The following is an 11941-nucleotide window of genomic DNA, read 5'->3' on the forward strand; positions in this document are numbered from 1 at the left end:
GTGTCATTAATGTGCCTGGTGCGGCTGGACAGCGGCAAAGCCCGGGACATGGGCCTGTATCGCGCCCAGCAGTTCTTCCTTGCTGAACGGCTTGGTCAAAAACTGATCGGAACCGACGATGCGCCCCTTGGCCTTGTCGAACAACCCGTCGCGGGACGACAGCATGATCACCGGCGTGGCCTTGAACGCGCTGTTGTTCTTGATCAGGGCACAGGTCTGGTAGCCATCCAGGCGCGGCATCATGATGTCGACAAAAATGATGCCCGGATGATGGTCGGCGATCTTGGCCAGGGCATCGAAACCATCGACGGCCGTGATCACCTCGCAACCCACGTTGCGCAGCAAGGTTTCGGCGGTGCGGCGGATGGTCTTCGAATCGTCGATGACCATGACCTTCAAGGCGCTGGGTTGCTGCTGCGTGAGATGCTCTGCCATTGCCACTGCAAACCGGTTTTTAACGCGTAAGTGTGATCGACAGCGCAAACCCTTGATGTTCAAGGCCCGCACGTCACATGGCAGCCTTTTTAGCACAGTCTCCATCGCCGATCTATCGGCCGCTCGGCGCGGTGGTTTTTCCTTGACCGCCAATCTTCCGGGCGCCACTCTGACGCCACTTTTTCGCACCAATATGTGCCCATCACATTCGAGGAACCAAGCCATGAGCGTACGCGTCGGCATTGTCATGGACCCTATCGCCAGCATTTCCTATAAAAAGGATAGCTCGCTGGCCATGCTGCTGGCCGCTCAGAAGCGCGGCTGGGAGCTGTTCTACATGGAACAGCGCGACCTCTACCAGGCCGAAGGCCAGGCTCGGGCGCGGATGAAGCCGCTGAAAGTCTTCGCCAACCCCGAGAAGTGGTTTGAGCTGGGCACCGAGAGCGACGCGCTGCTGAGCGACCTGGACGTGATCCTGATGCGCAAGGATCCGCCGTTCGACATGGAGTTCGTGTACTCCACCTACCTGCTGGAACAGGCGGAGAACGCCGGCGTGCTGGTGGTCAACAAGCCCCAGAGCCTGCGCGACTGCAACGAAAAGCTGTTCGCCACGCTGTTCCCGCAGTGCACGCCGCCGACCATCGTCAGCCGTCGCCCGGACGTGTTGCGTGAGTTCGCCGACCACCACGGCGACGTGATCCTCAAACCCCTGGACGGCATGGGCGGCTCTTCGATTTTCCGGCACACCGCCGGCCACCCGAACCTGTCGGTGATCCTCGAAACCCTGACCTTGCACGGCAAGCAGCAGATCATGATCCAGGGTTACCTGCCGGCCATCGTCGACGGTGACAAACGCATCCTGATGATCGACGGCGAACCGGTGGATTATTGCCTGGCGCGCATCCCGGCCGCCGGCGAAACCCGTGGCAACCTGGCGGCCGGCGGGCGTGGCGAGGCGCGTCCGTTGACCGAGAAGGATCGCTGGATCGCCGCCCAGGTCGGCCCGACCCTGCGCGAGAAGGGCCTGTTGTTCGTGGGCCTGGACGTGATCGGCGAGCACCTGACCGAAATCAACGTCACCAGCCCGACCTGCATCCGCGAGATCGACAACGCCTTTGGCACCGACATCGGCGGGATGCTGATGGATGCCATCGATCAGAAGCTCAAGGCTCGTTGATCCAGATCCTGCTGAAGGAAACCCACATTGCGCTATCATGCCCGGCCTGAAAAAAACGCGATGTTGGTTTCCTTGTCATGACACTCCCGTCCGATCTGCCCCAAGAGCTCGCCCATCGTGGCGTGCGCCCGGCTGATCGCCTCGGTTTTACCCTGTTCCTGGCGGCGCTGATCCACCTGGCGCTGCTGCTGGGCGTCGGATTTGCCACGGTCGAGCCCAAGCAGATCAGCCAGACCCTGGAAATCACCCTGGCCACCTTCAAGAGCGAGACCAAGCCCAAGAAGGCCGACTTCCTCGCCCAGGAAAACCAGCAAGGCAGCGGCACCCTGGAAAAAAAGGCGATTCCCAAGACCACTGAGATCGCCCCTTTCCAGGACAATACGGTACAGAAAGTCACCCCGCCGCCGGCCGCCAAGCCCGAGGTGCAGGAGACGGCGCCCAAGGCCGCCGTGACCACCGTGGCGCCGAAACCGAAAAAGGCCCCGGTCAAGGAAGAGGTCAAGCCTGATCCCAAGCCCAAGGCCCCCGAACCCACCTTCGACAGCTCACAGTTGTCCAGCGACATCGCCAGCCTGGAAGCCGAACTGGCCCAGGAGCAACAGCTCTACGCCAAGCGCCCGCGCATCCACCGCCTGAGCGCCGCTTCGACCATGCGCGACAAGGGCGCCTGGTACAAGGACGAATGGCGCAAGAAGGTCGAGCGCATCGGCAACCTCAACTACCCCGACGAAGCCCGACGCAAACAGATCTACGGCAACCTGCGGCTGATGGTCTCGATCAACCGCGACGGCTCGTTGTATGAAGTGCTGGTACTAGAGTCCTCCGGCCAGCCGCTGCTGGACCAGGCCGCCCAACGGATCGTGCGCCTGGCTGCGCCGTTCGCGCCGTTTACCGGGGACCTGTCGGACATCGACCGGCTGGAAATCATCCGCACCTGGAAGTTTGCCCGTGGCGATCGGCTTTCGAGCAATTGATTGATCGTTCCTACGCTCTGCGTAGGAATGCAGCCAGGGACGCTTCGCGTCCCAGCCTGGTGGACGCGGAGCGTCCAGTGAGGCATTCCCACGCAGAGCGTGGGAACGATCAGGCAGGCTCGCTCCCACAGGGGTTTCATGTCGGTTTCGGGTATTTCCTGCACATCCCCAGCTTGTCAGTTCGCCCCCGCCCCGCCACACTAGCGCCTATGAAAAACGTCAGCCCCACCTACCTCAAGCATCACTTCCTGATTGCCATGCCGCACATGGCCGATCCGAATTTTGCCCACACCTTGACCTACATCGTCGAGCACACGGCCAATGGGGCCATGGGGCTGGTAATCAATCGCCCGCAGGAATTGAACCTGGCGGACATCCTGGAGCAGTTGCGCCCCGAGGTCGAACCGCCACTCTTGTGCCAGCACGTGCCGATTTTCATCGGCGGCCCGGTGCAGACTGACCGCGGTTTCGTGCTCCACCCGTCGGGCCCCAAATACCAGGCCACCGTGGACCTGGACGGGGTGTCACTGTCCACCTCCCAGGACGTGCTGTTCGCCATCGCCGACGGCGTCGGCCCGGAGAAAAGCCTGATCGCCCTCGGCTATGCCGGTTGGGAACCCGGGCAACTGGAAGCCGAGCTGGCCGATAACGCCTGGCTGACCTGCCCGTTCGACGCCGACATCCTGTTCAACACCAGCAGCGAATTGCGCCTGGAAGCGGCGGCCAGCCGGTTGGGGGTCAACCTCAGCCTGCTCACCAGCCAGGCAGGACACGCCTGATGGCGCTGCGCTTGCTGCTGGGCTTCGATTACGGCACCAAACAGATCGGCGTAGCGGTCGGCCAGGTCATTACCGGCCAGGCCCGTGAGTTGTGCACCTTGAAGGCACAGAATGGCGTTCCCGACTGGAACCAGGTCGAAGCGCTGATCAAGGAGTGGAAACCCGATGCCGTGGTGGTCGGCCTGCCGCTGAACATGGACGGTACGCCCAGCGACATGTGCCTGCGCGCCGAAAAATTCGCCCGCCGGCTCAATGGCCGCTACAACCTGCCCTTCTATACCCATGACGAGCGCCTGACCACCTTCGAGGCCAAGGGCGAGCGCCTGGTGCGCGGCGGACAGAAAGGCAGTTACCGCGACAACCCGGTGGACGCCATCGCCGCCGCCCTGCTGCTGCAAGGCTGGCTCGACGCCAACGCTGCCCTGTTCGAAACCTGATTTTTTACAAAGCGCCGCCAAGGCGCTTTCTTTTAGCGATAAGCCGCGCCACTCACCACCGGCCCGGGAACCTGAAGGAGCCAGCATGAGCCTGCCCAATCCTGCCGAACTGATCAGCCAGATGGCGATTCGTCTCAAGGCACACCTGGAACACCGCGGCATCAGCGACCCGCGCTATATCGGCATTCGCACCGGGGGTGTCTGGGTTGCCCAGGCCTTGCTCGAAGCACTGGGCAGCCAATCGCCGCTGGGCACCCTGGATGTGTCCTTCTACCGCGACGACTTCAGCCAGAACGGCCTGCACCCGCAAGTGCGCCCCTCGGCTCTGCCGTTCGAGATCGAAGGCCAGCACCTGGTGCTGATCGACGACGTGCTGATGAGCGGCCGGACCATCCGCGCCGCCATGAACGAATTGTTCGACTACGGTCGCCCGGCCAGCGTGACGCTGGTATGCCTGCTGGACCTGGACGCCGCCGAGCTGCCGATCCGGCCGAATGTGGTCGGCGCGACGCTGACGCTGGCCGCCCATGAGCGGGTCAAGCTCTCCGGGCCGTCGCCGCTACAACTCGAACTGCAAGACCTTGCCCTTTAACTGCCCTTGTAAGAGTCCATCGCGATGACGCCTCTCGAAACCAAGCGCCCGCTGCAGCTCAACGATCAGGGCCAGCTGCGGCACTTCCTGTCCCTCGACGGCCTGCGCCGCGAGCTGTTGACGGAAATCCTCGACACTGCCGACTCGTTCCTCGAGGTCGGCGCCCGGGCGGTGAAGAAAGTCCCGTTGCTGCGCGGCAAGACCGTCTGCAACGTGTTCTTCGAAAACTCCACCCGCACCCGCACCACCTTCGAACTGGCGGCCCAGCGGCTATCGGCGGACGTGATCACCCTCAACGTGTCCACGTCCTCGGCGAGCAAGGGTGAAACCCTACTCGACACCTTGCGCAACCTCGAAGCCATGGCCGCCGACATGTTCGTCGTGCGCCACGGCGACTCCGGCGCTGCGCACTTCATTGCCGAACACGTCTGCCCACAGGTGGCGATCATCAACGGCGGCGACGGCCGTCACGCCCACCCGACCCAGGGCATGCTGGACATGCTGACCATCCGTCGACACAAGGGCAGCTTCGAGAACCTGTCGGTGGCCATCGTCGGCGACATCCTGCACTCGCGGGTGGCCCGTTCGAACATGCTGGCCCTCAAGACCCTCGGCTGCCCGGACATCCGCGTGATCGCGCCGAAGACCCTGCTGCCCATCGGCGTCGAGCAATACGGCGTGAAGGTCTACACCGACATGACCGAAGGCCTCAAGGATGTGGACGTGGTGATCATGCTGCGCCTGCAACGCGAGCGCATGACCGGCGGCCTGTTGCCCAGCGAAGGCGAGTTCTACCGCCTGTTCGGCCTGACCACCGCCCGCCTGGCCGGGGCCAAGCCGGACGCTATCGTCATGCACCCGGGGCCGATCAACCGCGGCGTGGAGATCGAGTCGGCGGTGGCCGACGGGCCGCACTCGGTGATTCTCAATCAGGTGACCTACGGCATCGCCATCCGCATGGCCGTGCTGTCCATGGCCATGAGCGGGCAAACGGCCCAGCGCCAATTCGACCAGGAGAACGCCCAGTGAAGCTCAGCATTCTCGGCGCACGCGTGATCGATCCAGCCAGTGGCCTGGATCAAGTGACTGACATTCATATCGATGCCTGCAAGATCGTCGCCCTGGGCGCCGCCCCCACCGGTTTCGTGGCGGCTGAAATCCTCGACGCCCACGGCCTGGTGGCCGCCCCGGGCCTGGTGGACCTGAACGTCGCCCTGCGCGAACCGGGCTACAGCCGCAAGGGCAGCATCGTCAGCGAAACCCGGGCCGCCGCTGCCGGTGGCGTGACCAGCCTGTGCTGTCCGCCACAGACCAAACCGGTGCTGGACACCTCGGCCGTGGCCGAACTGATCCTTGACCGCGCCCGCGAAGCCGGCAACACCAAGGTCTTCCCGATTGGCGCACTGAGCAAGGGCCTGGACGGCGAGCAACTGGCCGAACTCATCGCCCTGCGCGACGCCGGTTGCGTGGCGTTCGGCAACGGCCTGAACAGTTTCCGCAACACCCGTACCCTGTGCCGCGCCCTGGAATACGCGGCGACCTTCGGCCTGACGGTGATCTTCAACTCCCAGGACCATGACCTGGCCGAAGGCGGCCTGGCCCACGAAGGCCCGACCGCCAGCTTCCTCGGCCTGCCGGGCATCCCGGAAACCGCCGAAACCGTAGCCCTGGCCCGGGACCTGCTATTGGTCGAGCAAAGCGGCGTGCGCGCGCACTTCAGCCAACTGACCAGTGCTCGCGGTGCGGCACTGATCGCCCAGGCCCAGGCCCGCGGCTTGCCGGTGACCGCCGATGTGGCGCTGTACCAGTTGATCCTGACCGACGAAGCGCTGATCGATTTCAACAGCGTCTACCACGTCCAGCCGCCACTGCGCACCCGCGCCGACCGCGATGGCCTGCGCGAGGCGGTGAAATCCGGGGTGATCTCGGCCATCTCCAGCCACCACCAACCCCACGAGCGCGATGCCAAGCTGGCACCGTTCGGCGCCACCGAGCCGGGCATCAGCAGTGTCGAACTGCTGTTACCGCTGGCGCTGACGCTGGTGGAAGACGGCTTGTTGGACCTGCCGACCCTGCTGGCACGCCTGAGCGACGGCCCGGCCCAGGCACTGCAATTGCCGGCGGGGAAACTCGCGGTTGGCGCAGCGGCGGACCTGGTGCTGTTCGACCCCGCCGCGTCTACCGTGGCCGGTGAAGCCTGGCGCTCCAAGGGTGACAACTGCCCGTTCATCGGCCATAGCCTGCCGGGTGCGGTGCGTTACACCCTGATGGATGGGCGGATTACTCACCAGGCCTGATACCGCGCCGCACCTATCGCGAGCAAGCTCGCTCCCACAGGTGGATCTTTGGTGAACACATGATGTGTGAACACCTCGATCCAGTGTGGGAGCGAGCTTGCTCGCGATGCAGGCGACCAGGTCTTACTGAAAAGCCCCACGCTTCTGCGCATTACGGATCGACACCTGATCATTCAGCGTCCAGAAGTCATATAGCACCCCCAGGAAAAATACCCCGCCAGTCAGCAAGTAAAGGATCCCGCTGAGCCATTTGCCCTGGTACATGCGGTGTACACCCAGCACCCCGAGAAACGTCAGCAGAATCCACGCCACGCTGTACTCGATAGGCCCCGGGGTAAACCGCAGGTCCGCTTCGCGATCCATGGCCGGGATCAGGAACAGGTCGATCAGCCAACCAATGCCCAGCAGGCCGAAGGTGAAGAACCAGATCGTGCCCGTGACCGGCTTGCCGTAATAGAAACGGTGGGCGCCGGTAAAACCGAAAATCCACAGCAGATACCCAATGACTTTGCTGTGGGTATCGCGGATTGCGTCCTGCTGATAGCTGTTCATGAATGGCCTCTTTTGCCTCGATAGATAAATTTTTTCGGAGTTTTTGTGACTTTTTCGTGTCCAGCCGACAAGCGGTCCTGGGCGATTCGAACCGGCGAAAGCCCCGTGATATAGGGGTTCTGTCGGACAATCAGGTCAACTTGTCGCATTTTGCTGGGTTTTGCGCTGCGTTTCGAATCGACAAACGGCCTCGGAATGGCAAAAAAAGCTGTTATAAAGTTGCGCGCCAACCTTTAAGAGCCTTGCCTAATGCGTCCATTTTTCAAGACATGGCTAACCATTTGCCTATTATTGCCACTGGCCGCCCACGCCACCAATCGTGAGCAACGTCTTCCCAACGTCAACGGCTATACCCCGAAATCCCATGTCTCTGCCTCCTTGAGCAAGGACAAGCCAAGCGCCCAGCGCGTGAGCACGACCAACAGCAAGCTGGTCCCGCCGATGGCGACCAAAGCGAGCAGCAATGTGTTGAGTCGCGCCGTGAATGTACTGGGCACACCTTATCGTTGGGGCGGCAGTAGCCCAAGTAAAGGTTTCGATTGCAGCGGACTGGTGAAATACGCCTTCAACGACGCCACCTTCGACCTGCCGCGCACCTCCAACGCCATGGCCGCCGGTCATGGCGAGAAAGTCGAGCGCAAGGACCTCAAGCCCGGTGACCTGATCTTCTTCAAGCTCAAGAGCCGCCGGGTCAACCACGTGGCCATCTACCTGGGCAACGACCGCTTCATCCACGCCCCGCGCCGTGGCAAGTCGGTGAGCATCGACACCTTGAACAAACCGTACTGGAACACCCATTACGTGGTGGCCAAGCGAGTGCTGCCGAAAGAGCCGGGTGCGATGCGCGTGGTTCAGCGCTGATCTGAAGCGCTCACCGGCCCCCTGTGGCGAGGGAGCTTGCTCCCGCTGGGTGGCGCAGCCGCCCCAAAACAGACCCATGATCTCTGTGGACCCAATTATTTTGGGTCCGCTTCGCGGCCCAGCGGGAGCAAGCTCCCTCGCCACAGGGACCGTATCAGGCCTTACTGACCGTTTCCCCGCCTCAGAAATTATCCGGCGTACGCGCCCGCTCCCGCGCATGTTCGCGGCTGATCAAGCCTTTGTTCACCAGGTCCTTCAGGCACATATCCAGCGTCTGCATTCCCAGCGAACCCCCCGTCTGGATGGCCGAGTACATCTGCGCCACCTTGTCTTCACGGATCAGGTTCCGAATGGCCGAGGTGCCCAGCATGATTTCATGCGCCGCGATCCGGCCGCCGCCGATCTTCTTGACCAGCGTCTGGGAAATCACCGCCTGCAACGATTCCGACAGCATTGAACGAACCATGGACTTCTCGTCACCGGGAAACACGTCCACCACCCGGTCAATGGTCTTGGCCGCCGATGTGGTGTGCAGGGTGCCAAACACCAGGTGCCCGGTTTCCGCGGCTGTCAGCGCCAGGCGAATGGTCTCCAGGTCGCGCATCTCCCCCACCAGGATCACGTCCGGGTCCTCCCGCAGGGCCGAACGCAGGGCCGTGGAGAAACCCTGGGTGTCGCGGTGCACCTCACGCTGGTTGATCAGGCATTTGCGCGGTTCGTGAACGAATTCGATAGGGTCTTCGATGGTGAGGATGTGATGGTGCTTGTGGCTGTTCAAGTAATCGATCATGGCCGCCAATGTGGTGGACTTGCCTGAACCGGTCGGCCCGGTCACCAACACCAGTCCGCGAGGCGCCTCGGTCACTTTGCGAAATACCTCGCCCATCCCCAGGTCTTCCATGGTCAGGACTTTCGACGGAATGGTCCGAAACACCGCCCCCGCACCGCGATTCTGGTTGAAGGCGTTGACCCGGAACCGCGCCACGCCCGGCACGTCGAAGGAAAAATCGGTCTCCAGAAACTTTTCGTAATCTACCCGTTGCCGGTCGTTCATGATGTCGTAGATCAGTTCATGAACCTGCTTGTGGTCCAGTGCCGGCAGGTTGATGCGCCTGACATCGCCATCGACGCGGATCATCGGTGGCAGCCCGGCGGACAGGTGCAGGTCCGACGCGCCCTGCTTGGCGCTGAACGCCAGTAACTCAGTGATATCCATAGCGCTCCTCAATTCCAGTAGAATGCCGCGAACCTCACCGCTGGCGCTTCTTTATGTCCACGATAGCAGACAACATCGCTCAGGTTAGTTCGCGCATCCGCGCTGCGGAGCAGGCCGCCCAGCGTGCCGAACACAGTGTCAAACTGCTGGCCGTGAGCAAGACCAAGCCCGTCCAGGCCCTGCGCGAAGCCTATGCCGCCGGCCTGCGGGACTTCGGCGAGAACTACCTGCAAGAAGCCTTGGGCAAACAGCTCGAACTGACCGACCTGCCCTTGATCTGGCACTTCATCGGCCCCATTCAATCGAACAAGACGCGCGCTATCGCCGAACATTTCGACTGGGTGCATTCCGTGGATCGCTTGAAAATTGCACAGCGTCTGTCCGAGCAGCGTCCGGCCGACTTGCCACCGCTGAACATCTGCATTCAGGTCAACGTCAGCGGTGAAGCCAGCAAATCCGGCTGCACCCCAGCGGACCTGCCCGCCCTGGCCAGCGCTATCAGCGCCCTGCCCCGCCTGAAACTGCGCGGATTGATGGCGATTCCCGAACCCACCGAAGACCGCGCCGCCCAGGATGCTGCCTTCGCCGCGGTCCAACGCTTGCAAGCCAGCCTGGCGCTACCGCTGGATACCCTTTCCATGGGCATGAGCCACGACCTTGAGTCAGCGATTGCCCAAGGCGCCACCTGGGTGCGCATCGGAACGGCCCTGTTCGGTGCCCGCGACTACGGTCAATCCTGAAACATGGCCGACTCATCTCTTTATAAGGACCTGTCATGAGCAACACGCGTATTGCCTTCATCGGCGCCGGCAATATGGCCGCCAGCCTGATCGGCGGCCTGCGGGCCAAGGGCCTGGACGCTTCCCTGATCCGCGCCAGCGATCCGGGTGAAGAGACCCGCAACCGGGTGAGCCGCGAACACGGCATCCAAACCTTCGCCGACAACGCCCAGGCCATCGACGGCGCGGACGTCATCGTGCTGGCGGTCAAGCCGCAAGCGATGAAAACCGTCTGCGCGGCCCTGCGCCCAAGCCTCAAGCCTCATCAACTGGTGGTGTCGATTGCCGCCGGCATCACGTGCGCCAGCATGAACAACTGGCTCGGCGAGCAGCCGATCGTACGCTGCATGCCCAACACCCCGGCACTGCTGCGCCAGGGCGTCAGCGGCCTGTTCGCTACTTCCCAAGTGTCCGCCGCACAACGCCAGCAGGCCGAGGAACTGCTGTCGGCTGTCGGCCTGGCACTGTGGCTGGACACCGAACAGCAATTGGACGCCGTCACCGCCGTCTCCGGCTCGGGCCCGGCGTACTTTTTCCTGCTGATCGAAGCCATGACCGCCGCCGGTGAGAAACTCGGCCTGCCCCGGGAAACCGCTGCCCAACTGACCTTGCAGACCGCACTAGGCGCCGCACACATGGCTGTCTCCAGCGACGTCGACGCGGCCGAGCTGCGCCGCCGCGTGACCTCGCCGGCCGGCACCACCGAAGCGGCCATCAAATCGTTCCAGGCCGGGGGCTTCGAAGCCCTGGTGGAAAAAGCACTCGGCGCCGCCGCGCACCGCTCGGCCGAAATGGCCGAACAACTGGGCCAATAAGGAGTTATTCATGATTGGATTGAACACTGCAGCGGTCTACGTGCTGCAAACCCTCGGCAGCCTGTACCTGCTGATCGTGCTGCTGCGTTTCGTGCTGCAACTGGTGCGCGCGAACTTCTACAACCCGCTCTGCCAGTTCATCGTCAAGGCCACCCAGCCGCTGCTCAAGCCACTGCGCCGGATCATCCCAAGCGTGTTCGGCCTGGACATGTCCTCGCTGGTACTGGCGATCCTGGTGCAACTGGCGCTGATGGCCCTGACCCTGCTGCTGACCTACGGCACCACCGGCAACCCGTTGCAACTGCTGATCTGGTCGCTCATTGGCGTGACCGCGCTGTTCCTGAAGATTTTCTTCTTCGCCATGATCATCAGCGTGATCCTGTCGTGGGTCGCGCCGGGCAGCCATAACCCAGGTGCCGAACTGGTCAACCAGATCTGCGAACCGGCCCTGGCGCCGTTCCGTCGTATCGTGCCGAACCTTGGCGGCCTGGATATCTCGCCGATCCTGGCGTTCATGGTGCTCAAGCTGATCGACATGCTGGTGATCAACAACCTGGCGGCGATCACCATGATGCCGGAAATCCTGCGCCTGCTGATCTGACCCCAGTGAGCTACTTTCGCTGGGATGGCGACGACCTGATCCTGGAATGTCACCTGCAACCGGCAGCCCGCAGCGATGATTTCGCCGGGCTGCACGGTGACCGCCTGAAGATCCGCCTCACCGCCCCGCCGGTCGAGGGCAAGGCCAACGCGTACCTGATGGCGTTCCTGGCCAAGGCGTTTGGCGTGTCCAAGAGCCAGGTCAGCCTGATCAGTGGCGAGTTGAACCGGCAGAAGCGGGTGCGGATTCATTCGCCGAAGAAGCTGCCGGAGTTGCCGGGCCTCGTCCGGCCCACCTGATGAATGACCAACCCTGTGGCGAGAGAGCTTGCTCCCGCTGGGCTGCGAAGCAGCCCCCAACCAGGCAACGCGCTATTACCTATGGTACGGGACATCGGCCTGATAGGGCCGCTTCGCGCCCCAGCGG

15 protein-coding genes are annotated in these 11941 nt (G+C 62.8%); 12 read left to right on the forward strand and 3 right to left on the reverse strand.

The features are described from left to right. Nucleotides 1–6: 6 nt before the first annotated feature. Entirely contained in the window at nucleotides 7–435 is a 429-nt protein-coding gene (locus V7773_RS13740; RefSeq protein ID WP_003206467.1) for a response regulator, read from the reverse strand. Between the two features lie 223 nt (nucleotides 436–658). Between V7773_RS13740 and gshB the strand changes: the two genes are divergently transcribed. From gshB to V7773_RS13775, 7 genes are all read left to right on the forward strand, one after another. After that, the gene (gshB, locus tag V7773_RS13745; RefSeq protein WP_063323969.1) at nucleotides 659–1612 is read left to right on the forward strand and encodes a glutathione synthase; all 954 of its coding nucleotides are present in this window, start codon (nucleotides 659–661) and stop codon (nucleotides 1610–1612) included. 77 nt (nucleotides 1613–1689) lie between these two features. Beyond that, the gene (locus V7773_RS13750) at nucleotides 1690–2586 is read left to right on the forward strand and encodes an energy transducer TonB (RefSeq protein WP_063323968.1); all 897 of its coding nucleotides are present in this window, start codon (nucleotides 1690–1692) and stop codon (nucleotides 2584–2586) included. Nucleotides 2587–2795: 209 nt separating this feature from the next. Continuing rightward, entirely contained in the window at nucleotides 2796–3365 is a 570-nt protein-coding gene (locus V7773_RS13755; RefSeq protein WP_003206472.1) for a YqgE/AlgH family protein, read from the forward strand. After that, nucleotides 3365–3802, forward strand: coding sequence for a Holliday junction resolvase RuvX (gene ruvX, locus V7773_RS13760; RefSeq protein WP_003177497.1), 438 nt, complete (start codon nucleotides 3365–3367; stop codon nucleotides 3800–3802). The genes V7773_RS13755 and ruvX overlap by 1 nt, the downstream gene beginning before the upstream one ends. An 85-nt stretch (nucleotides 3803–3887) precedes the next feature. Further along, complete coding sequence (pyrR, locus tag V7773_RS13765) at nucleotides 3888–4394, forward strand: bifunctional pyr operon transcriptional regulator/uracil phosphoribosyltransferase PyrR (RefSeq protein ID WP_003206474.1); 507 nt, start codon at nucleotides 3888–3890, stop codon at nucleotides 4392–4394. A gap of 24 nt (nucleotides 4395–4418) precedes the next feature. Beyond that, nucleotides 4419–5423 carry an aspartate carbamoyltransferase catalytic subunit gene (locus V7773_RS13770; RefSeq protein ID WP_003177495.1) on the forward strand — a complete coding sequence of 335 codons (1005 nt, stop codon included), beginning with the start codon at nucleotides 4419–4421 and terminating at the stop codon, nucleotides 5421–5423. Next, nucleotides 5420–6691 (forward strand): dihydroorotase, encoded by a 1272-nt coding sequence (locus V7773_RS13775; RefSeq protein ID WP_063323967.1) that lies wholly within the window; start codon nucleotides 5420–5422, stop codon nucleotides 6689–6691. The genes V7773_RS13770 and V7773_RS13775 overlap by 4 nt, the downstream gene beginning before the upstream one ends. A gap of 123 nt (nucleotides 6692–6814) precedes the next feature. Here V7773_RS13775 and V7773_RS13780 read toward each other — a convergent pair whose 3' ends face one another. Continuing rightward, complete coding sequence (locus V7773_RS13780) at nucleotides 6815–7243, reverse strand: NINE protein (RefSeq protein WP_003206477.1); 429 nt, start codon at nucleotides 7241–7243, stop codon at nucleotides 6815–6817. A 249-nt stretch (nucleotides 7244–7492) separates the two neighbouring features. Between V7773_RS13780 and V7773_RS13785 the strand changes: the two genes are divergently transcribed. Continuing rightward, the gene (locus V7773_RS13785) at nucleotides 7493–8104 is read left to right on the forward strand and encodes a C40 family peptidase (RefSeq protein WP_072346216.1); all 612 of its coding nucleotides are present in this window, start codon (nucleotides 7493–7495) and stop codon (nucleotides 8102–8104) included. Between the two features lie 181 nt (nucleotides 8105–8285). Here the strand turns inward: V7773_RS13785 and V7773_RS13790 are convergent, their stop codons facing one another. Then, nucleotides 8286–9320, reverse strand: coding sequence for a type IV pilus twitching motility protein PilT (locus V7773_RS13790; protein WP_336073892.1), 1035 nt, complete (start codon nucleotides 9318–9320; stop codon nucleotides 8286–8288). Nucleotides 9321–9373: 53 nt separating this feature from the next. On the opposite strand from V7773_RS13790, the gene V7773_RS13795 reads away from it, so the two are divergent. From V7773_RS13795 to V7773_RS13810, 4 genes are read left to right on the forward strand one after another with little or no spacing between them, the layout of a single operon-like run. Then, a complete protein-coding gene (locus V7773_RS13795; RefSeq protein ID WP_077508447.1) occupies nucleotides 9374–10060 on the forward strand; it encodes a YggS family pyridoxal phosphate-dependent enzyme in 687 nt (228 codons plus the stop codon). 35 nt (nucleotides 10061–10095) lie between these two features. Then, nucleotides 10096–10914, forward strand: coding sequence for a pyrroline-5-carboxylate reductase (gene proC / locus V7773_RS13800; RefSeq protein ID WP_072346212.1), 819 nt, complete (start codon nucleotides 10096–10098; stop codon nucleotides 10912–10914). 10 nt (nucleotides 10915–10924) lie between these two features. Further along, complete coding sequence (locus V7773_RS13805) at nucleotides 10925–11515, forward strand: YggT family protein (RefSeq protein WP_063323962.1); 591 nt, start codon at nucleotides 10925–10927, stop codon at nucleotides 11513–11515. 5 nt (nucleotides 11516–11520) lie between these two features. Continuing rightward, nucleotides 11521–11814 (forward strand): DUF167 domain-containing protein, encoded by a 294-nt coding sequence (locus V7773_RS13810; RefSeq protein ID WP_092150072.1) that lies wholly within the window; start codon nucleotides 11521–11523, stop codon nucleotides 11812–11814. The last annotated feature ends 127 nt before the right edge of the window (nucleotides 11815–11941 follow it).

Origin of the sequence: Pseudomonas sp. 3JA (assembly GCF_036961705.1) — a bacterium.
In the GTDB taxonomy this organism is placed as follows: Bacteria; Pseudomonadota; Gammaproteobacteria; order Pseudomonadales; family Pseudomonadaceae; genus Aquipseudomonas; species Aquipseudomonas fluorescens_Q.